Origin of the sequence: Kribbella sp. NPDC056951 (assembly GCF_042674205.1) — a bacterium.
Lineage (GTDB): Bacteria > Actinomycetota > Actinomycetes > Propionibacteriales > Kribbellaceae > Kribbella > Kribbella yunnanensis.
Window position 1 is genome coordinate 255,691 of the sequence record NZ_JBHUQZ010000003.1, and the last position, 20,806, is coordinate 276,496.

22 protein-coding genes are annotated in these 20,806 nt (G+C 67.1%); 17 read left to right on the forward strand and 5 right to left on the reverse strand.

Translation table 11 applies throughout. The features are described 5' to 3' along the window. Positions 1 to 45: 45 nt before the first annotated feature. From rplQ to ACFTSF_RS14145, 6 genes are all read left to right on the forward strand, one after another. Positions 46 to 555 (forward strand): 50S ribosomal protein L17, encoded by a 510-nt coding sequence (rplQ, locus tag ACFTSF_RS14120; protein WP_380154172.1) that lies wholly within the window; start codon positions 46 to 48, stop codon positions 553 to 555. A 64-nt stretch (positions 556 to 619) separates the two neighbouring features. Continuing rightward, a complete protein-coding gene (truA, locus tag ACFTSF_RS14125) occupies positions 620 to 1,447 on the forward strand; it encodes a tRNA pseudouridine(38-40) synthase TruA (RefSeq protein ID WP_380154173.1) in 828 nt (275 codons plus the stop codon). Next, positions 1,440 to 2,051: a class I SAM-dependent methyltransferase gene (locus tag ACFTSF_RS14130; RefSeq protein ID WP_380154174.1), complete on the forward strand. Its 612-nt coding sequence runs from the start codon at positions 1,440 to 1,442 to the stop codon at positions 2,049 to 2,051. Before truA ends, ACFTSF_RS14130 begins: the two co-directional genes overlap by 8 nt. A gap of 17 nt (positions 2,052 to 2,068) precedes the next feature. Continuing rightward, on the forward strand, positions 2,069 to 2,590 hold the full coding sequence (locus ACFTSF_RS14135) for a SigE family RNA polymerase sigma factor (RefSeq protein ID WP_344144643.1): 522 nt from the start codon (positions 2,069 to 2,071) through the stop codon (positions 2,588 to 2,590). After that, complete coding sequence (locus tag ACFTSF_RS14140) at positions 2,583 to 3,359, forward strand: hypothetical protein (protein WP_380154175.1); 777 nt, start codon at positions 2,583 to 2,585, stop codon at positions 3,357 to 3,359. Before ACFTSF_RS14135 ends, ACFTSF_RS14140 begins: the two co-directional genes overlap by 8 nt. A 48-nt stretch (positions 3,360 to 3,407) precedes the next feature. After that, a complete protein-coding gene (locus ACFTSF_RS14145) occupies positions 3,408 to 5,090 on the forward strand; it encodes an ABC-F family ATP-binding cassette domain-containing protein (protein WP_380154176.1) in 1,683 nt (560 codons plus the stop codon). Here the strand turns inward: ACFTSF_RS14145 and ACFTSF_RS14150 are convergent. Together ACFTSF_RS14150 and ACFTSF_RS14155 are read right to left on the reverse strand one after the other, a co-directional pair. Further along, positions 5,087 to 6,058 (reverse strand): hypothetical protein, encoded by a 972-nt coding sequence (locus ACFTSF_RS14150; protein WP_380154177.1) that lies wholly within the window; start codon positions 6,056 to 6,058, stop codon positions 5,087 to 5,089. The two genes, ACFTSF_RS14145 and ACFTSF_RS14150, sit on opposite strands and share 4 nt — an antisense overlap. Beyond that, positions 6,055 to 6,603 carry a helix-turn-helix domain-containing protein gene (locus ACFTSF_RS14155; RefSeq protein WP_344144650.1) on the reverse strand — a complete coding sequence of 183 codons (549 nt, stop codon included), beginning with the start codon at positions 6,601 to 6,603 and terminating at the stop codon, positions 6,055 to 6,057. Before ACFTSF_RS14155 ends, ACFTSF_RS14150 begins: the two co-directional genes overlap by 4 nt. 108 nt (positions 6,604 to 6,711) lie before the next feature. On the opposite strand from ACFTSF_RS14155, the gene ACFTSF_RS14160 reads away from it, so the two are divergent. Then, a complete protein-coding gene (locus tag ACFTSF_RS14160; protein ID WP_380154178.1) occupies positions 6,712 to 7,167 on the forward strand; it encodes a nuclear transport factor 2 family protein in 456 nt (151 codons plus the stop codon). Between the two features lie 69 nt (positions 7,168 to 7,236). On the opposite strand, the gene ACFTSF_RS14165 is transcribed toward ACFTSF_RS14160, so the two are convergent. Continuing rightward, a complete protein-coding gene (locus ACFTSF_RS14165; RefSeq protein ID WP_344144653.1) occupies positions 7,237 to 8,523 on the reverse strand; it encodes a citrate synthase in 1,287 nt (428 codons plus the stop codon). A 287-nt stretch (positions 8,524 to 8,810) separates the two neighbouring features. On the opposite strand from ACFTSF_RS14165, the gene rplM reads away from it, so the two are divergent. From rplM to glmM, 3 genes are read left to right on the forward strand one after another with little or no spacing between them, the layout of a single operon-like run. Further along, positions 8,811 to 9,254 carry a 50S ribosomal protein L13 gene (gene rplM / locus ACFTSF_RS14170; RefSeq protein WP_131360941.1) on the forward strand — a complete coding sequence of 148 codons (444 nt, stop codon included), beginning with the start codon at positions 8,811 to 8,813 and terminating at the stop codon, positions 9,252 to 9,254. A 35-nt stretch (positions 9,255 to 9,289) separates the two neighbouring features. Then, positions 9,290 to 9,811, forward strand: coding sequence for a 30S ribosomal protein S9 (rpsI, locus tag ACFTSF_RS14175; RefSeq protein ID WP_380154179.1), 522 nt, complete (start codon positions 9,290 to 9,292; stop codon positions 9,809 to 9,811). Between the two features lie 7 nt (positions 9,812 to 9,818). Continuing rightward, positions 9,819 to 11,165, forward strand: a complete 1,347-nt coding sequence (gene glmM, locus ACFTSF_RS14180) for a phosphoglucosamine mutase (RefSeq protein WP_344144656.1) — start codon at positions 9,819 to 9,821, stop codon at positions 11,163 to 11,165. A gap of 43 nt (positions 11,166 to 11,208) precedes the next feature. Here the strand turns inward: glmM and ACFTSF_RS14185 are convergent, their stop codons facing one another. Next, a complete protein-coding gene (locus ACFTSF_RS14185; protein WP_380154180.1) occupies positions 11,209 to 12,669 on the reverse strand; it encodes a ketol-acid reductoisomerase in 1,461 nt (486 codons plus the stop codon). 74 nt (positions 12,670 to 12,743) lie between these two features. On the opposite strand from ACFTSF_RS14185, the gene ACFTSF_RS14190 reads away from it, so the two are divergent. After that, positions 12,744 to 13,580, forward strand: coding sequence for a LysR substrate-binding domain-containing protein (locus ACFTSF_RS14190; protein WP_380154181.1), 837 nt, complete (start codon positions 12,744 to 12,746; stop codon positions 13,578 to 13,580). A gap of 1 nt (position 13,581) precedes the next feature. Here ACFTSF_RS14190 and ACFTSF_RS14195 read toward each other — a convergent pair whose 3' ends face one another. Further along, positions 13,582 to 14,595, reverse strand: coding sequence for a LacI family DNA-binding transcriptional regulator (locus ACFTSF_RS14195; protein ID WP_380154182.1), 1,014 nt, complete (start codon positions 14,593 to 14,595; stop codon positions 13,582 to 13,584). A gap of 106 nt (positions 14,596 to 14,701) precedes the next feature. On the opposite strand from ACFTSF_RS14195, the gene ACFTSF_RS14200 reads away from it, so the two are divergent. Genes ACFTSF_RS14200 through ACFTSF_RS14225 form a run of 6 tightly spaced genes read left to right on the forward strand, consistent with a single transcriptional unit; the run spans position 14,702 to position 20,746 of the window. After that, positions 14,702 to 15,943: an ABC transporter substrate-binding protein gene (locus ACFTSF_RS14200; protein WP_344144663.1), complete on the forward strand. Its 1,242-nt coding sequence runs from the start codon at positions 14,702 to 14,704 to the stop codon at positions 15,941 to 15,943. A 1-nt stretch (position 15,944) separates the two neighbouring features. Next, on the forward strand, positions 15,945 to 16,877 hold the full coding sequence (locus ACFTSF_RS14205; protein ID WP_344144665.1) for a sugar ABC transporter permease: 933 nt from the start codon (positions 15,945 to 15,947) through the stop codon (positions 16,875 to 16,877). A gap of 13 nt (positions 16,878 to 16,890) precedes the next feature. After that, a complete protein-coding gene (locus ACFTSF_RS14210) occupies positions 16,891 to 17,706 on the forward strand; it encodes a carbohydrate ABC transporter permease (RefSeq protein WP_380154183.1) in 816 nt (271 codons plus the stop codon). 22 nt (positions 17,707 to 17,728) lie between these two features. Next, the gene (locus ACFTSF_RS14215; RefSeq protein ID WP_344144669.1) at positions 17,729 to 18,487 is read left to right on the forward strand and encodes a ThuA domain-containing protein; all 759 of its coding nucleotides are present in this window, start codon (positions 17,729 to 17,731) and stop codon (positions 18,485 to 18,487) included. Next, complete coding sequence (locus ACFTSF_RS14220) at positions 18,480 to 19,565, forward strand: Gfo/Idh/MocA family protein (protein WP_380154184.1); 1,086 nt, start codon at positions 18,480 to 18,482, stop codon at positions 19,563 to 19,565. The genes ACFTSF_RS14215 and ACFTSF_RS14220 overlap by 8 nt, the downstream gene beginning before the upstream one ends. Continuing rightward, positions 19,562 to 20,746 (forward strand): low temperature requirement protein A, encoded by a 1,185-nt coding sequence (locus ACFTSF_RS14225; RefSeq protein ID WP_380154185.1) that lies wholly within the window; start codon positions 19,562 to 19,564, stop codon positions 20,744 to 20,746. Before ACFTSF_RS14220 ends, ACFTSF_RS14225 begins: the two co-directional genes overlap by 4 nt. The last annotated feature ends 60 nt before the right edge of the window (positions 20,747 to 20,806 follow it).

A 20,806-nucleotide genomic window follows, 5' to 3' on the forward strand; every position in this document is an offset into this window, starting at 1 on the left:
CACCCCGGGCCACCAATCCGGCCTGAGATCCTTCTGGAGTAAGAGATGCCTACCCCCACCAAGGGTGCCCGGCTGGGCGGCAGCCCGGCGCACGAGAAGCTGATCCTCAGCAACCTCGCGACGTCGCTGTTCGAGCACGGCGCCATCACCACCACCGCGGCCAAGGCCAAGCGCCTGCAGCCGCTGGCCGAGTCGATGATCACCAAGGCGAAGCGTGGTGACCTGAACTCCCGCCGCCAGGTGATGAAGCGGATCCGGGACAAGAGCGTTGTGCACGTGCTCTTCACCGAGATCGGCGAGCGGTTCGCCGACCGTCCGGGTGGTTACACCCGCATCATCAAGCTCGGCCCGCGCAAGGGTGACAACGCGCCGATGGTGAAGATCGAGCTCGTCGAGGCGCTGTCCGAGGCGAAGCCGAAGAAGACCGCCAAGAAGGCCCCGGCCAAGAAGGCGGAGCCGAAGGTCGAGGACAAGGTCCAGGACGAGGTCGCGGCCGACGAGGTCAAGACCGACGAGGTCCAGGACGTCGTGGCCGAGAAGACCGACGACAAGTAAGTCTGCTTGCCGGCAGCGCCCCCGCACTTCACGGTGCGGGGGCGCTGTTGCGTTAGATTGCACTGTGTTTGAAGGTACTGGGCGTTGGCGGATAGACCTCAAGTACGACGGGACGGCCTTTCACGGCTGGGCTCGTCAGGATGGTCTCCGGACCGTGCAGGGATCGCTCGAAGAAGCGCTCCAGACCGTACTGCGGTTGCCGGAGCGGGTGGCCGTGACCTGCGCCGGCCGGACGGACACCGGCGTACATGCTCGTGGTCAGGTGACGCATGTCGATGTGGAAGGCGCTGTGGAGCCGTTCAGGCTCTTGAGGGCGCTGAACGGCGTCCTGCCTGCGGATGTGGTTGTCAAGGCCGTGACGGCGGCTCCAGAGGGCTTTGACGCCCGGTTTTCTGCGCTTGCTCGCCGTTATGTGTACCGCCTGTGCGATGAGCAGGCTGGGTGGGATCCGCTGACTCGTGGGCATGTACTGCGCGTGGGGCGGCCGCTGGATGTGGAGCGGATGAACGCGGCGGCGGCTCAGCTGGTGGGGGAGCACGACTTCGCGGCGTTCTGCAAGAAGCGGGAGGGGGCCAGCACAGTGCGGGCCCTGCTGGACTTCTCCTGGCAGCGCACCGGCCCTGGCCTGCTGGAGGGCACGGTGATCGCGGACGCGTTCTGTCATTCGATGGTGCGCGCGCTGGTGGGTTCGATGATCCCGGTGGGCGACGGGCGCCGGGAGATCGACTGGCCCGCGTCAGTGCTCAGTTCTCGCACCAGGGACTCGGCGGTGGCGGTAGTGGCTGCTCACGGGCTCACACTGGAAGAAGTGCGGTATCCGGCGGACAACGAGCTGGCTGCGCGGGCCCTGCAGGCCCGACAGGTCAGGGGAGAGGTGCACCAGCGTGACTGACCATTTCTTCTCGGCGGAGCCCGCTTCGGCAGACGTGCGCCGTACGGTCGAGGGCCGGATCTGGGGACGGGACTACACGTTCACCACGTCGAGCGGGGTGTTCTCCCGAGACCGTCTGGACATCGGTACGGCGGTGTTGCTGCGCGAGGTGGCTGCGCCGACCGGCCCCGGGACGTTCCTCGACCTGGGAACGGGCTACGGGCCGATCGCCTGCGCACTGGCGGTCGAGTCGAGCGCAGTGGTGTGGGCGGTCGATGTGAACAACCGGGCGCTGGAGCTGACCGCCGAGAACGCCAAAGCGGCCGGAGTCGCGGACCGCGTGCACACCGCACTACCCGACGACGTACCGGAGGACCTGCTGTTCGACCAGATCTGGTCGAATCCGGCGATCCACATCGGTAAGCCCGAGCTGCACAAGATGTTGTTGCGTTGGCTTGCTCGTCTTGCGCCCGATGGCGTGGCATGGTTCGTGGTCGGCAAGAACCTCGGTGGTGACTCGCTGCAGCGCTGGATGACCGAGCAGGGCTACCCCTGCGAGCGCGTCGGCAGTGCCAAGGGGTTCCGGGTACTGCGTGCAACGAACGCGGGTCCGACGCCGTCCTGAGGGTTATGGAGGCAGCCTTGGCGACAGCGGAGGCGCGATCGGAGTCGATCGAGTTCGAGCAGTGGGTCGGCCAGAAGGCCGACGCACTGATGCGGTTCGCCTATGTCCTCACCGGGGACCGAACGCTGGCCGAGGACGCCGTCCAGGACGCCCTGACGACCGCCTGCGCCCGCTGGGCACGGGTCAGCCGGGCCGACGACCCGGAGGCCTACGTGAAGCGGATGGTGGTGAACGCGCACATCTCCTGGTGGCGGCGCTTCCGCCGCCGCGAGGCACCGGTTGAAGACCCTGTCCGCAGTGCGCCGGCAGCACCTGATGGTGCGGCGGCCAGGGCGGAGTCCGAGGCGATCTGGGCGCTGTGCGCGACGCTGCCGGACAAGCAGCGCGCAGCCGTCGTACTGCGCTTCTACGAAGAGCTTTCGTACGCCGAGATCGGCGTACTGCTGCACTGTGCGGAGGCCACGGCCAGATCGCATGTGCACCGTGCACTGGCCGCACTGAAGACAACGCTGAGCAAGGAAGGAGCCGAGGATGCCTGAGCACGACCCTGAGCAGGAGCTCGGCCCCAAGTTCGCCTCGGCGTTCCAGAGTCGCGCTGATGCCACGGAGACGGCGAGCGGCAAGCTGGCGGCGGTTGCACGGGGACGCGTACGGCGACGGCGGCAGGCCGTGCTGTCGAGCGCCGCCGTGGTGCTGGTCGTGGTAGCGATCGGTGGCTCCTGGAATGTGTTCACCGGTTCCTCCTCGTCGAACTCCGAGTCGACCGCCGGTGTGGCGGACAACGGCGGGAAGCAGGCTGGTGGCGCCGGCAGAACGCAGGAGGCTGTGCCGAGTCAGCCGCCTGCTGTAGCGGGGAGCCTCTGTCCTGCGGCGCACCCGATCCTCAAGGCGCAGGCGACGAACGCCGTACCGGCTGGGACCGGTCTGGACGTCGCTACGCCGGTGTCTGGGTTGCACGCGTGCCGCTACGACCTCAAGGGCGGTGCACTGCTCGGGCAGCAGACGTTCAGCCCGGAGATCGCGCAGCAGGTGGTCGATGCGATCAAGGTGCTGCCCGAGATGAACTCGGAGCTGCCGGTCTTCAAATGCGCACCACAGACCGCTCAGCCGAGTGAGGCGATCGTGTTGCGGTTCACCACGGCGGCCGGTATCCGGGAGATCTGGGTGGAGTACACCGGCTGCAACAGTCCGGGCTTCTTCACCGGCTCACACACCTACGGCCTCTTCGCGGCACCGCTCAAGCTGTTCATGACTGGTTCGGTCCGGCCGGCCGGTAGCACGTACCTGGATGCCCTGAAGGGCTGGTGACGCGATATCCGTTCGCCTGCTGACGGGTCCGCCGGTCAGACTGGGGGAATGGGTCACGTAGAAGTCGCCGGCATCGGGTTCGAGCTGCCGGATGGTCGGGTGCTGCTGGACGACGTCACGTTCCGGGTGGGGGACGGTGCGAAGGTCGCACTGGTCGGAGCGAACGGTTCGGGCAAGACCACGCTGACCAAGATCATCGCGGGGGACCTGAAGGCGCACAGCGGCAGCATCGCTCGCTCCGGCGGTCTGGGTGTGATGCGCCAGTTCGTCGGCTCGGTGCGGGACGCGTCGACTGTGCGGGACCTGCTGCTCAGCGTCGCGCCGGAGCCGCTCCAGCAGGCCGCGGCCACGCTGGAGAAGGCCGAGCTGGCGATGATGGAGTCCGAGGACGAGAAGACCCAGCTCAAGTACGCGCAGGCGATCTCCGACTGGGGTGAGGTCGGCGGGTACGACGCAGAGGTCATCTGGGACGTGTGCACGACGTCTGCGCTCGGAGTCCCCTTCGACCGTTGCCAGTGGCGTGAGGTGAAGACGCTGTCCGGTGGCGAGCAGAAACGCCTGGTCCTGGAGGCCCTGCTGCGCGGACCGGACGAGGTCCTGATGCTGGACGAGCCGGACAACTACCTGGACGTGCCGGCGAAGCGGTGGCTCGAGGAGCAGCTGCGCACCAGCGAGAAGACGGTGCTCTACATCAGCCACGACCGCGAACTGCTGGCCAACACCGCGACCCGGATCATCACCGTCGAGCTCGGTGCGGCCGGCAACACCGCGTGGACCCACGGCGGTGGCTTCCGCACGTACCACGAGGCTCGACAGCACCGCTTCGAACGGTTCGAGGAGTTGCGCAGGCGCTGGGACGAGGAGCACGCGAAGCTCAAGGCCTTGGTGCAGATGTACAAGGTCAAGGCGGCGTACAACGACGGCCTCGCCTCGCGCTACAAGGCCGCACAGACCCGGTTGCGCAAGTTCGAGGAGGTCGGTCCGCCGCAGGAGCTGCCGCGCGAGCAGAAGGTCAGCATGCGCCTGACCGGCGGCCGCACCGGCAAACGAGCAGTGGTGGCCACCGGGCTGGAGCTGACCGGTCTGATGAAGCCTTTCGACCTGGAGGTCTGGTACGGCGAACGTGTCGCCGTACTGGGTTCCAACGGGTCGGGGAAGTCGCACTTCCTTCGCCTGCTCGCCAACGGCGGTACTGACCCGGATATCGAGCACCAGCCGATCGGTGAGGTTCCGATCGCACCGGTCGCGCACAGCGGTGTTGTGAAGCTCGGTGCGCGCGTGCGGCCGGGCTGGTTCGCCCAGACCCACGAGCACCCGGAGCTGGTCGGCAAGACGCTGCTGGAGATCCTGCACCGCGGTGACGAGCACCGTGACGGCATGGGCCGCGAGCTGGCTTCCCGCAAGCTGGACCGGTACGAGCTGGCGCATGCGGCCGAGCAGACCTTCGACAGCCTCTCCGGTGGTCAGCAGGCGCGCTTCCAGATCCTGCTGCTGGAGCTGTCCGGTGCGACCCTGCTGCTGCTCGACGAGCCCACCGACAACCTGGACGTCGAGTCTGCCGAGGCGCTCGAAGAGGGCCTGGACTCCTTCGACGGCACGGTTCTCGCCGTCACCCACGACCGCTGGTTCGCCCGTGGCTTCGACCGCCACCTCGTGTTCGGTGCCGATGGCACGGTTTACGAGTCCGACGAGCCGGTCTGGGACGAAGGCCGGGTCCAGCGCTCCCGCTAGCTCCAGCCGTCGCGGTACGCGGCCCAGTGCTCGTCTGTGAGGGTGAAGTCGACGTACAGGGCCAGACCGAAGTTCTGGCGGGTTGAGTCGCCCAGTCCGAGGCGTGCGCCTCGGACTGCGGCGGCGACGGTCTCTGCGTGTCCCCAGTGGGACGGGTTGCTCTCCCAGTACGCCGGAAGGCCCATCAAGAGGTCGGTGCCGGGTGGCGTGACCTCCAGCGCCAACTTGGTCTGCTTGGCGACATAGCCGCCGTACAAGGACTCCAGTGGCATTGCTGTGTCGTAGGACATCACTGCGATCTGGTTGACCCGCTCGGCGACCTGTCGGAAGTAGTCCTGCGACCACCACTTGTCGATCGGGATGCGGTGCAGCTGCCAGAGCGGGTCGATCTGGTGGGCCGCTACGGACAGCGGTGCGCCCAGGGTGCGCGTCTCATCCAGTACGGCGAGGAACCCGCGCGACCCGGACCGCACTGGCTCGAAGTCGTAGTGGATGCCCTGAAACCCCTGTGCCAGCACGGTTTTCGCGGAGGCGACCACCTGCTTGCGGACAGCCGCGTCCTCGAGATCCATGCCCGGGTTCTTCCCCGGCTGGACGACGTCGCCGAGCCAAGCCTGCACCCGTACGTCGGGTGCAGCGGCCCGCATCGCGGTTGTGAACCAGCGCGCGCGTGGCGACACCTTGTCCAGCGCCAGCGTGCCGTCGTGCTCAAGCGGACCGGTGTGGACGTACAGGTCCCGGATCCCCGTCCCCTGCAGCCGTTTGGCCAATGCGGTGACGTCAGCCGCGCTCTTACGGCCATCCACCCAGGCATGGCCGAGCCAGAAGGCGTCGTGGTTCCGCGTGCGGGCCGACGACTCACCGTCGTACTGGATGCGCAGCGAGAGCGCGTAGGCGCCTAGCGGTACCGGAATCAGCAGTGCGAAGACCAGGAGGACCAGCAGGGCGACCCTGCGCCTACGTCTCACGCAGCCGGGCGTAGACCGGCGTACACGAGACCGAGCATCCGGTTCCGGACCTCAGGGTCGACGTTGCGTGTGGTGGCACCCCGGGAGGCGCCGATCAGCAGTGCGTAGACCTCCGGCAGCCGTGCATCGCCCCGTACGGCGCCAGTGCGCTGTGCCTCGGACAGCAGCGAACCGAACGCCTCCCGCAGCCCGGCGGCCGCCTTACGGGCGTCCTCACCGGCCGCGATGCCGGCCGAGGTCAGCGCCTCACCGATCGCGAGCTTGGCCGAGGACTCCGCCACCACCTGGGTGAAGAACGCATAGAACGCCCGCCCCGCGTTCTCCCCGGCGGCCAGCGTCAGAGCCTGGTTCCGCAACCGCTCCAGCCGCTGGGTGAGCACAGCCTCCAGCAGGTCCGTCTTGGTCGGGAAATGCCGGAAAACGGTCGCGATACCGACCCCCGCCAACTTGGCCACCGCATCCGTCGACGCATGTGGCGACTGCCCGAACACCTCGTCCGCCGCCGTCAGAATTCGCGCCCGATTGTCCCGCGCATCAGCTCGCACCCCAGACCCCTCTCCTCGTGGCAACCCCCGTGCCTCCCTAAAAGAGACGTCCGAGCAGACCCATTTGGTTGTAACCGAAGTGAACTCTCCGGAACTTAGGCTCCGCGCATGACACCCGAAGAGGTCTTCCGGAAGCTGGTGAGCGGCGTCGCCGCCGGTCAGTACGCCGAATTGCCCGACCTGTATGCCGAACAAACCGACGTACGGCATCCAATGAGTCCGTACGGCGCCCCGCCGCTGCTGTCGCGCGAGGCGCTGCGTGAGCACTTCACGGGTACCGGCCCCCAGGTCGCTGCGACGGTGCATTTCGAGGCGGCGGACATCGTGGTGCATCAGACCGCCGACCCCGAGGTGATCGTGGGGGAGTTCGCCTACGCCGGGGTCGCTCCGGCGACCGGGGAGCGGTTCCGGGTGCCGTGCGTGTTCGTCCTGCGGGTTCGCGACGGCGAGATCGTGGAGTCCCGCGACTATGTGGACCATGTCGCGATGGCCAAGGCGCGTGGACGGCTCGAGGAACTGATCGCAGCGCTGCGGGAACCGGTCGCGGCCGACGGTGCGTCGTAGGTGGCAGAAGCGCAGAAACGGCCCCGGTCCCTGGCAAAGATGCCGGACCGGGGCCGTTCCCAATAAGTGCTAGCGGTCGCCCATCGGGACGTACTGGACGCCGCGGGCACCGGTGTAGATCTGCTTCGGACGGGCGATCTTCTGGTCGGTGTCGCCGAGCGACTCCAGCCACTGCGCCAGCCAGCCCGAGGTGCGCGGGATGGCGAACAGCACCGTGAACATCTCCGGCGGGAACTGCAGGGCCTCGTAGATCAGGCCGGAGTAGAAGTCGACGTTCGGGTAGAGCTTGCGGGAGACGAAGTACTCGTCCTCGAGCGCGATCTTCTCCAGCTCGACGGCGATCTTCAGCAGCGGGTTGATTCCCGTCACCTCGAACACGTCGTCGGCGGCCTTCTTGATGATCTTGGCGCGCGGGTCGTAGTTCTTGTAGACCCGGTGGCCGAAGCCCATCAGGCGCTCTTCGCCGTTCTTCACGCCCTCGATGAACGACGGCACGTTGTCGACCGAGCCGATCCGGCGCAGCATCTTCAGCACCGCCTCGTTGGCGCCGCCGTGCAGCGGGCCGTAGAGGGCGGCGATGCCACCGGTCACCGCGGAGTACGGGTCGACCTGGGTGGAGCCGATCGCGCGGACCGCGTTGGTGGACGCGTTCTGCTCGTGGTCGGCGTGCAGGATGAACAGGATCTCCAGTGCGCGCACCAGCCGGTCGTCGGCGGCGTACTTGGGCTCGCTCATCTTGAACAGCATCGAGAGGAAGTTGGCCGCGTAGCTGAGCTCGTTGTCCGGGTAGACGTACGGCTTGCCCTGCGCGTGCCGGAACGAGAAGGCGCCCAGGGTCGGCATCTTCGCGATCAGCCGGCGGATCTGCAGCGCCCGGGACTCCTCGTCGAAGATCTCCCGGGACTCCGGGTAGAAGGTGGACAGGGCGCCGACCGAGGCCAGCAGCATGCCCATCGGGTGCGCGTCGTACCGGAAGCCCTGCATGAAGGTCTTCAGGTTCTCGTGCACGAAGGTGTGATATGTCACGTCGTGCACCCAGGCTTCGTACTCCGCCTTGTTCGGCAGCGCGCCGTTCACCAGCAGGTACGCGACCTCGAGGTAGTTCGACTGCTCGGCGAGCTGCTCGATCGGGTAGCCGCGGTATTCCAGGATGCCCTTGTCACCGTCGATGAAGGTGACCGAGGACCGGGTCGAGGCGGTGTTGACGAAGCCGGGGTCGTAGGTGGCGAGGCCACCGTCTCCGTCGGTTGCGCTGATCTGCTTGAGATCTGCGGCACGGATGGTGCCATCGGTGATGGCAAGGTCGTAGTCCTTGCCGGTCCGGTTGTCCCGGACGGTGAGCGACTGTTCGGTCACGATGCCCTCTTCGGAAGCTGGCGTCATCGCCTGGGTGAGTGAGGGTGTATATCAGCCGGCGGGACGCGATTCGGACTGCAATCTTCACCGCTAAACTAGTGCGGTCCTCAGCTGCTTCCAAGCCGGGGTCCCCATCGAGCCTGGGCTCACTTTGACCCTGGGTGGTGTACGCCGGTATTCTGGGCTGCTGTTGTGCGTTTCAGGTCCCGAAGAGGTTCATTCCTGTCGGCGGACCGCTCGCCGACGTACTTGTTTTGTCAACCTCTGAGAAACGAAGGTCAACGACCGTGCGCACGTACAGCCCGAAGCCTGCGGACGTCACTCGCGAGTGGCACGTGATCGACGCTACCGATGTGACGCTCGGTCGGCTCGCCGTTCAGATCGCCACCCTGCTGCGCGGCAAGCACAAGCCGACGTTCGCTCCGCACGTCGACGGCGGCGACTTCGTCGTCGTCATCAACGCCTCCAAGGTCGCCCTGTCCGGCACCAAGCGCACGGACAAGCTGGCCTACCGCCACTCGGGTCACCCGGGTGGTCTGACGGCCACGCCGATCGGCGAGATCCTCGACAAGGATCCCCGCAAGGCCGTCGAGAAGGCTGTCTGGGGCATGCTCCCGAAGAACCGTCTCAGCCGGAAGCTGCTCACCAAGCTGAAGGTCTACGCCGGTCCGGAGCACCCGCACACCGCCCAGCAGCCGAAGCCGTTCGAGATCACCCAGATCGCCCAGTAAGCGATCGACGAGCCAGGTAAACGAGGATTTTCAGCGTGAGCGACATCACCACCGAGACTGCAGAGTTCGACCCCGAGGTCCCCATCGACAACGAGGGCCCGGTCGCCTACACCTCCGAGACGAACCCGACTCCGGAGCAGCGCGCCGAGACGGGTCGTGTCGCGGTGATCAACCCGGCCGGCGCCACCGGCCGCCGCAAGGAGGCTGTCGCCCGCGTCCGCCTCGTGCCCGGCACGGGTCAGTGGACCGTCAACGGCAAGCCGCTGGACGTCTACTTCCCGAACAAGGTCCACCAGCAGCACGTGAACGAGCCGTTCGTCGTCGCGGGCCTCGAGGGCTCGTACGACGTCATCGCCCGGATCAACGGCGGTGGCATCACCGGCCAGGCCGGTGCGCTGCAGCTGGGCGTGGCCCGGTGCCTGAACGCCGCCGACGAGGAGGCGAACCGGCCCGGTCTGAAGAAGGCCGGTCTGCTCACCCGCGACGCGCGGATCAAGGAGCGTAAGAAGGCCGGTCTCAAGAAGGCCCGCAAGGCTCCTCAGTACAGCAAGCGCTGATCACCTGATGGGGCGTTTGTTCGGTACGGACGGAGTCCGTGGCCTGGCAAACGTGGACCTGACCGCGGAGCTGGCGCTCGACCTCTCGGTCGCGGCAGCTCATGTACTCGGCGAGGCCGGTGCCTTCGAAGGGCACCGGCCACGCGCCGTTGTGGGGCGGGATCCACGCGCCAGTGGAGAGTTCCTGGAAGCCGCTGTGGTGGCCGGACTGGCCAGCGCCGGCGTCGACGTGTTCCGGCTCGGCGTACTGCCGACCCCGGCCGTCGCCTATCTGACCGGCTCGACCGGTGCCGATCTCGGCGTGATGCTGTCCGCCAGCCACAACGCGATGCCGGACAACGGCATCAAGTTCCTGGCCCGCGGTGGGATCAAACTCGACGACAAGATCGAGGACGCCATCGAGATCCGGATGAACGAGGAGTGGCAGCGCCCGACCGGCGCGGCCGTCGGCCGCGTTCTCGACGACGGGCAGGGCTTCGAGACGTATGTCTCGCATCTGGTCCGCTCGGCGCCGAACCGGTTCGACGGGGTCAAGGTCGTCATCGACTGCGCCAACGGCGCCGCGTCCGGGACAGCTCCGGAGGCGCTGCGCCGGCTGGGTGCCGAGGTGATCACGTACGCCGCCGCACCGGACGGCCTGAACATCAACCTGAACTGCGGATCCACCCACCTGGAGGGTCTGCAGCGTGAGGTGATCGGGCACCGCGCCGACCTGGGTATCGCCCTGGACGGCGACGCCGACCGCTGCCTGGCGGTCGACGCCAACGGCGAGCTGGTGGACGGTGACCAGATCCTCGCGATCCTGGCGCTGGCGATGCGCGACAGCGGCCGGTTGTCCAACGACACCGTGGTCGCGACCGTGATGAGCAACCTCGGTTTCGTCCAGGCGATGGTCCGGGAGCAGATCGCGGTCGAGCAGACCAAAGTCGGCGACCGGTACGTGCTGGAAGCGATGAAGGCCGGCGGCCACAAGCTCGGCGGTGAGCAGTCCGGGCACGTGATCCTGTCCGACCACGCCACCACCGGCGACGGCACGCTGACCGCGGTCATGCTGCTGGCCCGGATCGCCCAGACGGGGAAGACACTGGCCGACCTGGCCGGCGTGATGACCCGCCTGCCGCAGGTCCTGGTCAACGTCAAGAACGTGGACAAGGACCGGGCCGCGACCGACTCCGTCGTACAGGCTGCTGTCGCTGAGGCGACCAAGCGGCTCGGCGACACCGGCCGGGTGCTACTTCGTCCCTCGGGCACGGAGCCGCTGGTCCGCGTGATGGTCGAGGCCGAGTCGTCCGACACGGCCGACGAGATCGCGCACTCGCTGGCTGATGTGGTTGCGGCTTCGCTGAAGCTCTGAAGCTGTTTGAGAGCCCGGGACACTTGGTGTCCCGGGCTCTTTGCTATGACACGGAGATGTCGACGGAGGGGCGGAGTTCGGCGGCTACGGCTAGGGCTTCGTGGACGGGGTTTTGGAGGAACGCGTCGATTGCCTTTGGGTCTGCGGGGTTGGCTAGGGCGGGGAGGGCTAGCTGTTCGTACGCCGCCTGGAATCGCGGGCCCCAGCGTCGAGTGCCGAGGCGGGCGGTGCGGGAGCAGTTGTCGACCATGTAGGCGACGTCGCGGGCGCGCATGTAGGGCAGCAGCGAGTCGACTGCCTCGATGATCGACTCATTCACGATCTCCGACCAGACATGGCCGCGGGCCGCGAACTCGTCCACCTGGGCAGTCATGGTGGCAACGAAAAGTCCTGCAGTAACTGGATCAATGGTTGTAGCCGTCCCTCGGCGGGCGTGGACCTCGGCGCTGTGGGACCACATTTCGCTGCCGGCGATCGCGGTCATCGGGCGAGTGGCGAGGCGTTGCTCGGCGAGGATGACGCTGCGGAGTTCGGTGCCTTCGGCAACTTCGTCGTAGATCTCGGCGACCAGGTCGCGGGCCGGCTGGTAGGCGGCGCTGTAGGCGCGATCGAACAGTTCCTGATCCGCGCCGGACAACGCAGCCCGTACGGCGGGTAGTCCGGCGGCCGAGATCGTTCGCGCGATCGGTCCGGTCACCGCTTCGGTCGACCGCTCGTACGCCGTCACCGGGTCGGCCCCTTCGAGTCGGAAGTACCGGTAGAGCGCCTCGACCAGGCCGTGGACCGCGCCGAGCAGGATCGCGCGTTCACCGACGATGTCCGACCGGTACTCGGCCGACAGTGTGGTCGCGAACGTGTACGGCGATCCGAGGGCGACCGACCACGCGAGTGCCCGGTCGGTCGCATGCCCGTCCGGGTCGGCGTGGACCGCGATACTCGCGTTGATCCCGGCGCCGTTGACAGTCGCGCCCTGCTGGTAGAGACGGCGTACCGAATCACCCATGCCCTTCGGGCAGACCGCGATCACCGGGTGGCCCGGCGGGAAGTCCTGGCCGCTCGCCTGCAGGTGGCCGAGCAGAAAGCCGTGCGACAGGCCGATCGTGGCGCCGGGCTTGAGCGCTTGGAAAATCGTCTCGTGCTGGGCGGCCAGCGCCGCGTCGGCGATCAGCAGGATCACCAGGTCGGAGGCGGCTGCGACGGTCAGCAGTTCGCCGAGTGTGCCGTCTTCCTCGGTGAAGCCGTTCGCCCGGGCGTCGTCCGCCGACGTCGAGCCCGGCCGGAGGCCGACCGACACGGTAATGCCGGTGCCTGCCAGTGAGTCGCGGAGGTTGAGGGCCTGGGCGCGACCCTGCGGTCCCCAGCCGAGTACGCCGATCCGCTCGATGCCGTGGAAGGCCGCGGGAAGCAGCGGGAACAGGTCGCGGCCGCCGCGGAGGATCGTCTCGGATCCCCCGGGCACCGTCATGGTCTCGGTCGTGAAGACCGACGAGTCGATGGTGGTCATGTCTTTCAGTGAAAGCCGAAGCTACTCTTGCAGCAAGCGCAAGATCTGCACCGCAGCGTTGCAGAAGGTGAAACGTGGACCATCGCGAGCTCGAACTGTTCCTGCACCTGGCCCAGACCCTCAACTACGGCCGCACCAGCCTGGAGTGCCACGTCAGCGCCGCGACGCTCACGCGAACCATCCAGCGCCTCGAAGTGCGCACCGGGAGCCGCCTCTTCGACCGCGGTCCGCGCGGAGTCGTGCTCACCGCCGACGGCCGCCGCTTCACGTCGTACGCCGAGCAGGTGCTGGGGCTGTGGAGTGACTATCGCGCTGGGACCGACGTACCGGCCGACCTGACCGGCGAGCTACGCATCTTCGCCACCGTCACCGCCTGCGAGGCCCTCCTGCCCGACCTACTCGCCCCACTACACGCCGCCCACCCACAGATCCGCCTGGACATCCGCACCGGCGACGCCGCGATGGCGCTAGCCCGCCTGGACGAGGGCGAGGTAGACGCCGCCGTAGCCGGCATCCCCCCGCGCCTCCCCGGCACCCTGATCAGCCGCACCATCGCCACCACCGACCTAATCCTGGTCAGCGCCCCCGGAGTCCCCACCGACAGCCCGTACGTCGTTCCCGCCCGCGGCCTGGTCCGCGAGGCCGCCTTCCGCTGGTTCCGCGCCAGAGGCCTCCGCCCGTCGATTGCCGCGGAACCAGATGGCCACGAGGCACTACTAGCTCTCGTAGACCTCGGCTTCGGCATCGGCATCGTCCCGCGCCTCGTCCTCGACACCTCAACCTTCTCCGGCCGCCTGGTCGAACGCCGAGTCCACCCACCACTAGACCCCCTCCCCATCGGCCTCTGCGTCCGCCGAACCGACCTCCACCGCCCCCTCATCACCGCCCTCTGGAACACCCCAACCCGTTGAACTAACTGGGTGGGGGGCCGACGGTGTCGCCGGGTTGGAGGGTGGCGGGGACTAGTTGGGGCGGGAGGGGGGCGGCGCCTTCGAGTTGGCGGATGAGGGCTTCGATGCCTAGTTGGCCTAGCTCGGAGCCTGGGGTTCTCAGGAAGGTGAGTTCGGGGTCGCTGAGGGCGGCTACTTCGGGGACCATCAGGAGGGAGAGCACCGAGAGGTCGGCGGGGATGTCGCGGCCCAGGCGTTTGAGGGCGGAGACCACGCCCAGTGCCCCGTACTCGTTCGCGACCAGGATCGCTGTCGTATCGGGGTGCTCCTGCAGCAGGCGTTCGGCGGCCTCGCGGCCGGCCCGGGGGGTGTCCGAGCATGGTTCGACGACCGTGCGTAGGCCGTATTCCGCCATCACCCGCCGGTACGCCGCCTCTGATCGGACCCAGGGCCCGTATTCGTGGAAGCGGGGGTCGGCCAGGTCGCCCGAGATCAGCGCAAGTGAGCGGTGCCCGAGGTCATGCAGGTGGGCGACCGCGGCCTCGATGGTCGCGTCGAAGTCGATGTCCACGTGGGCGAGGCCGTCGAGCTCGGTTGTCCGGCCGATGAGGGCGAACGGCGTACCGGTCTCGCGCAGCACCTCGACGCGGGGATCAGCCAACTGGACCTCCATCAGTACGACGCCGTCGACCAAACCCTGGCCTAGTAGCTCGCGGAGCTCGACGCCGTCGTTGCCGACCGGCCACAGAACGAGGTGGTACTCCTGCTCGCGGGCTCGCTCGGCCGCCGCGGTGAAGAACTCCGCGGTCGACATCCCGAAGCGGTGCTCGAGCGCCGGATAGGCCATCGCGATGATGCGCGTCCGCCGGCTGGCCAGCGCGCGGGCCACCACATTGCGCCGGTAGCCGAGGTCGGCCATTGCCTGCTCGATGCGGGCGCGGGTCGCCGGGGTGACCGGCTTGGTGTCGTTGAGCAGGAACGACACCGTGGCGATCGACACTCCCGCGCGTTCGGCGACGTCGCGCATCGTAACCATCGAGGCTGGCCCCCTTCTGAACTCTTGACACCACTGTGACCCAAGGAACATAGTCCTTTCACTCCGGAGTTAAGCGCTTTACCTGCGACAGTGCAAGGAGTCCGATGTGATCAGCAGCAAGCGGTCCACCGCCGTCCTGGCGGGTGCGGTGGCCCTGTCTCTCGCCATCGCGGCCTGCGGTGGGAGCGGCAACGGCAACGGCAACGGCGGCGGCGGAAACGGTGGCGCGGTCACCAGCCTGACCGTCCTCGACTACTACAACAACGACCCCGACAAGGCGCTGGTCCAGAAGGGCCTGGACGCCTGCGGGACGAAGCTCGGCGTCAGCATCCAGCGGGAGACGGTGCCTGGTGACACCTTGATCCAGAAGGTGCTGCAGCAGGCGTCCTCGAAGACGCTGCCCGACGTGCTGATGCTCGACAATCCCGATGTCCAGCAGATCGCGGCCACCGGCGCACTGGCGCCCCTGAACGACCTGGGTCTGAATGCGGACGGAGTCATTCAGGGCATGGTCGACGCGACGTCGTACGACGGCAAGCTCTACGGACTGGCGCCGGTGACGAACACGATCGCGCTGTTCTACAACAAGGACATGCTGGCGGAAGCCGGCGTGCAGCCGCCGAAGACCTGGGACGAGCTGAAGGCCGCGGCCAAGAAGCTGACCAAGCCCGGCCGCTACGGCATCGCGTTCAACGCCAACGCGACGTACGAAGGGTCGTGGCAGTTCCTGCCGGCCATGTGGACCAATGGCGGCGACGAGACCGACCTGAAGAGCCCGCAGGTGGCCGAAGCCCTGCAACTGTGGGTTGATCTCGTCCAGTCCGGCTCGGCGTCGAAGAGCGTGATCAACTGGACCCAGGGTGACGCCAAGGACCAGTTCGTGGCCGGTAAGGCCGCGATGATGGTGAACGGCCCGTGGCAGATCCCGGCGCTGCAGGAGAGCCCGAAGGTGAAGTGGGATGTCGTCACCTTCCCGCTGCACAAGCCGGATCAGACACCGATCGCGCCGCTCGGCGGCGAGGCCTGGACGGTCCCGCTGAACAAGGACCAGGCCAAGCAGCAGAAGGCCGCCGATTTCGTGCAGTGCCTGAACTCCGACGAGAACGAGTTGGCCTGGGCGAAGGCCCGCTTCACCCTTCCGACCAAGACCGCGCTGCTCGACCAGTACGCCAAGGAAGTGCCGTCGATGAAGGCGTTCGCCGAGCAGGTCAAGACCGCCCGCGCCCGGACCGGCAAGCTCGGCGACAAGTGGCCGGACGCGGCGAAGGTGATCTACCAGGCGATCCAGTTGGCGCTGACCGGCAAGGCCTCGGCACAGGATGCTTTCAAGCAGGCCTCGGGCGGCTGACATGGCGCAGGCGACACTGACCCGGACAGTCGCCGTACGGCGGGCGCGTGGCCGGCGTGGCGAGAGCCTGACCAAGGTCTTGTTCGTGCTGCCGGCCGTGCTCGCGATGGCTGCGCTGTTCGGCTATCCGATCGTGAAGAACCTGGTGATGAGCCTGCAGGACTACGGCCTGCGCACGTTCTTCACCGGTCAGGCGCCGTTCGTCGGGCTGAAGAACTACTCGGCGATGGTGAGCGATCAGTTGTTCTCGCAGGCGATGGTGAACACCGCGTTGTTCACCATCGGCTCGATCGCCTTCCAGTTCGGCATCGGCCTGGCGCTCGCACTGTTCTTCCGGCGACGGTTCCCGCTCGGTGGTCTCCTGCGGTCGTTGCTGTTGCTGCCCTGGCTGCTGCCGCTGATCGTGTCGAGTGCGACCTGGCGCTCGATTCTCGAGCAGGACAACGGCATTCTCAACCGCACGCTCACCGGCCTGCACCTGATCGACCAGCCGGTGCCGTGGCTGAACTCGCCGTCGGTCGCCCTGATCGCAGTGATCGGAGTGAACATCTGGATCGGGATCCCGTTCAACGTCACCTTGCTGTACTCGGGTCTGGCCGAGATTCCCGACGAGCTGTACGAAGCCGGCCAGCTGGACGGAGCGACCGGCCGGCGCGCGTTCGTCCACATCACCTGGCCGAACCTGCGCGCGGTGGCGGGCGTGCTGCTGATGCTCGGGGTCGTCTACACGATCAAGGTGCTGGACATCATCCTCGGGCTGACCGGCGGCGGCCCGGCCAATTCGACGCAGACGCTCGCGACCCAGTCGTATGAGCGGTCGTTCATCGACTTCAAGTTCGGTGAGGGCGCGGCCCTGAGCAATCTGCTGATCGCGCTCTCGTTCTTGTTCGCGATCTTCTACCTGCGCAGCACCCGCCGCGCGGTGGACGAGTGAGGAGGGTACGGCGATGACGGACTCGGCCACGCGACGAGCGACGTACACGGTGATCGGCGTACTGATCCTGGCGGTGATGCTGTTCCCGGTCTACTGGATGGTGAACGCGTCACTGCAGCCGTCCGGCAACACCCTAACGGCCGGTTTCCTCCCACTCGAGCCGAGCTTCGCCGGCTACCGACGGGCGCTCAGTGAGCAGGGTGGGAACCTGGTGACCAGCCTGATCATCGCGACCGGGACGGTCGTGCTGAGCCTGGCGATCGCGGCGCCGTGTGCCTATGCGCTGTCGCAGTTCCGGTCCCGCTGGGTGTCGATCGGTCTGCTCGCGATTCTGATCTCGCAGATGATCCCGGGGATCGTGATCGCGAACGCGCTCTACACGGCGTACGAACGGATCGGGTTGCTGAACTCGATTCCCGGGCTGATCGTGGCGAACCTCAGCAGTGCGGTGCCGTTCGCGATCCTGATCCTGCGGTCGTTCATGCTCTCGCTGCCGCCGTCGCTGGTGGAGGCCGCGCGGGTCGACGGCGCTGGACTGTTCCGGGCGTTCGTCGCGATCGTGCTGCCGATCAGCCGGAACTCCCTGATCACCGCGGGACTGTTCAGTTTCCTGTTCTCCTGGAGCGACTTTCTCTTCGCGCTGACGCTGACCACCAAGGGCGGCGTCCGGCCGGTGACGCTCGGCATCTACCAGTACCTGGGAACCCAGGTACAGAACTGGAACGCGGTGATGGCCACCGCGGTCCTGTCGGCGATCCCGGCCGTCGTGCTGCTGATCGCCGCCCAGAAGTACATCGCCGCCGGCGCCGTCGGCGGAGCAGTCAAGTGACCCCTGAAAAGGACTTCTACAGATGACGATTCGCGTACTCGTCTGGGGCGAGAACCGGCACGAGCAGGTCGAACCGCACGTCGCCGAGATCTACCCTGACGGCATGCACGCCACGATCGCCGCCGGCATCGCGGAGAACCTCGAGGCCGAGGTTTCCACCACGACTCTGGACGAGCCCGAGCATGGCCTGACCGAGGAGGTGCTGGCGGCCACCGACGTACTGGTCTGGTGGGGACACGCGGCGCACGGTGAGGTCGAGGACAAGGTGGTCGAGCGGGTCTACCAGCACGTGCTGGCCGGCATGGGTCTCCTCGTTCTGCACTCCGGTCACTGGTCGAAGATCTTCGGCAAGCTGATGGGTACGTCGTGCACGCTGCGCTGGCGTAGTGAGCGCGACCGTGAGCTGGTCTGGACGGTGAACCCGACGCACCCGATCGCGCAGGGGGTGCCGCACCCGATCGAGATCGAGCAGCAGGAGATGTACGGCGAGTTCTTCGACATCCCGGTGCCGGACGAGCTGATCTTCATCTCGACGTTCAGTGGTGGCGAGGCGTTCCGGTCCGGCTGCACGTTCCGTCGCGGCCACGGGAAGATCTTCTACTTCTCGCCTGGTGACCAGGACTACCCGGTCTATCACCACAAGGACATCCGCAAGGTGATCGCGAACGGCGTTGCCTGGGCGAAGTCGGACCGCCCCGAACGCGCCGTACCGACGCTGCTGCGCTATGACACCGGCGACTTCTTCAACGGTCACGGGTACGGCGGACCGATCGATGCCTGAGCCTCTGCGCATCCTTCAGGTCGGCGCCGGCGGTATGGGCCGCGCGTGGCTCAACACGATCGCCGGCAACCGGGACGTCGTACTGGCTGGACTGATCGACCTCGACACCACGCTGGCACGGAGCGCAGCCGACGAGCATGGGTACGGCGCTGTGCCCGTGGCCACGTCGATTGACGAGCTGGCGGCATCGGCCGATGCGGTCATCGACGTGACGGTTCCGGCGGCGCACCCGATCGTTAGCGCGACCGCACTGAGCCATGGGTTGCCGGTGTTGTCGGAGAAGCCGTTGGCCGCGACTGTGCGCGAGGGGCTGCAGATGGTCGCCGCAGCGGAGCTCAGTGGCAAGCTGCTGATGGTGTCGCAGTCTCGGCGGTACTTCCGGGCCGGCAACGCGTTCGCTCGCCAGATCGCTCAGCTCGGACCTGTCGGCTCACTGTCGTGTGAGTTCTACAAGGCGCCACACTTCAGCGGCTTCCGTGAGGAGATGCCTGAGCCGCTGCTGGTCGACATGGCGATCCACCAGTTCGACCTGGCCCGAAAACTGACCGGTTCTGCGCCGGTGTCGGTGTACTGCGACTCCTACAACCCGGAGTGGAGCTGGTTCGACGGTAATGCGGCCGCCAACGCGGTGTTCACCTTCGCCAACGGGACCAGGTTCGCGTTCAACGGCAGTTGGTGCGCACCGGGCCTCGAGACCTCATGGAACGGTCGCTGGCGAGCCAGTGCGGCCGGAGGGACGGCGTACTGGGACGGTGACAACGCACCGGCCGTGGAACTGGTGTCGGGGGAGACCCGAGTGGCGGAGCTGGCTGACGAGCCCGAGGAGATCGCTGGTTCGTTGGCCGAGTTCGTTGCTGCGGTCCGATCGGGGACAAAGCCGCAGTCCGAGGTGCACTCCAACGTCATCAGCGTGGCCATGGTGGAGGCCGCCGTACAGTCCGCTGCTACTGGTGCAGTGGTGCGGATTGACGACGTACTGACTGCTGCCTACACCGAAGCGATCGCTACTGCGTCAGACACTGCTGTGCGTGCCTGCTTGGAGTCTTGGCCGGACGTACTGAAGACTCTGGAGCCATGACGACGAGCAGCTCTCAGGTGTCCCGGATGCGGTTGATGCCCATGCGACCGCGCGATCCGCAGGAACCCGGGCGGGTAGCGTCCACCTTGGAGCTGTTCTTCGACCTGGTGTTCGTGGTCGCCGTGAGTGTCGCGGCGGCCCAGCTCCACCACGCGCTCACCGAGAACCACATCGCGCACGGCGTGCTGTCGTACGTGATCGTGTTCTTCGCGATCTGGTGGGCGTGGATGAACTTCACCTGGTTCGCCACCTCGTTCGCGACCGACGACTGGCTCTACCGGGTGCTGACGATCTTCCAGATGGGCGGCGTGCTCGTGCTCGCCGCCGGGATCGAGCGCGTCTTCGCCGACGAGGACTTCCGGGTCGTCGTGGTCGGGTACGTCGTGATGCGGGTCTCGATGATCGCGCAGTGGCTGCGCGCCTCGAGATCGGCTCCGGAGATCCGCCGGGTCGGGTTGTCGTACGCGGCCGGGATCGCCGTCGTTCAGGTGCTCTGGATCGCGCTGATGTTCCTGCCGCACGAGGTGACCCTGATCGGCTGGCTGATCCTCGTCATCGCCGAGATGGCGGTGCCCGTCGTGGCCGAGCGCCGCGGTGGACAGCCGACGCCCTGGCACCCGCACCACATCACCGAGCGGTACGGCCTGTTCACGCTCATCCTGCTCGGCGAGAGCCTGCTGGCCTCGGCCAACGCGATCATCGAGGCTGTCCACGCGCATGAGGAGCTCGCACCGCTCATCTCGATCTCGGTGCTCACGCTGCTCGTCACTGCAGCCCTGTGGTGGATCTACTTCTGGCCGCCGCACCACCACGCGATCACGTCCTTCGCCAGCTCACTGCGCTACGGCTACGTGCACTTCTTCGTGTTCGCCGCGGCTGGGGCGTTCTCGGCCGGCGTGGAGGCGCAGATCGATGTCATCACCCATCACAGCAAGCTCAGTGAGTTCGTCGCGTCGTTCACGATGACGCTGCCGATCGCGATCTTCGTGCTGGGCATCTGGTGGATCGCCCTGCGTGCGAACGCCGATCGGGTGGTGAACATCGTCGTACCGCTCGGGGCTGTGCTGGTGCTGCTCGACCCGATTGTTCCGGTGCCGTTCATCGTCACCACGGTGCTCATGGTGGCTGTGGTTGCGACTCTGGTGATCCGGCCTCCAGTGACTGTCGGTGGCGATCAGTAGTTTGGCCTTGACCCACTGTGGCGGGGTTGTGGTTAACTTTCGCTACCGGGGGCTGCGCCT

Bases quoted from the DNA above. Each gene is read 5' to 3' on its own strand.
- ACFTSF_RS14210 (WP_380154183.1), top strand. From the start codon at position 16,891: ATGACGGACTCGGCCACGCGACGAGCGACGTACACGGTGATCGGCGTA.
- ACFTSF_RS14205 (WP_344144665.1), top strand. From the start codon at position 15,945: ATGGCGCAGGCGACACTGACCCGGACAGTCGCCGTACGGCGGGCGCGT.
- ACFTSF_RS14220 (WP_380154184.1), top strand. From the start codon at position 18,480: ATGCCTGAGCCTCTGCGCATCCTTCAGGTCGGCGCCGGCGGTATGGGC.
- rplQ (WP_380154172.1), top strand. From the start codon at position 46: ATGCCTACCCCCACCAAGGGTGCCCGGCTGGGCGGCAGCCCGGCGCAC.
- glmM (WP_344144656.1), top strand. From the start codon at position 9,819: ATGGGGCGTTTGTTCGGTACGGACGGAGTCCGTGGCCTGGCAAACGTG.
- ACFTSF_RS14160 (WP_380154178.1), top strand. From the start codon at position 6,712: ATGACACCCGAAGAGGTCTTCCGGAAGCTGGTGAGCGGCGTCGCCGCC.
- ACFTSF_RS14140 (WP_380154175.1), top strand. From the start codon at position 2,583: ATGCCTGAGCACGACCCTGAGCAGGAGCTCGGCCCCAAGTTCGCCTCG.
- ACFTSF_RS14185 (WP_380154180.1), bottom strand. From the start codon at position 12,669: ATGACCACCATCGACTCGTCGGTCTTCACGACCGAGACCATGACGGTG.
- ACFTSF_RS14195 (WP_380154182.1), bottom strand. From the start codon at position 14,595: ATGGTTACGATGCGCGACGTCGCCGAACGCGCGGGAGTGTCGATCGCC.
- ACFTSF_RS14225 (WP_380154185.1), top strand. From the start codon at position 19,562: ATGACGACGAGCAGCTCTCAGGTGTCCCGGATGCGGTTGATGCCCATG.
- ACFTSF_RS14145 (WP_380154176.1), top strand. From the start codon at position 3,408: ATGGGTCACGTAGAAGTCGCCGGCATCGGGTTCGAGCTGCCGGATGGT.
- ACFTSF_RS14215 (WP_344144669.1), top strand. From the start codon at position 17,729: ATGACGATTCGCGTACTCGTCTGGGGCGAGAACCGGCACGAGCAGGTC.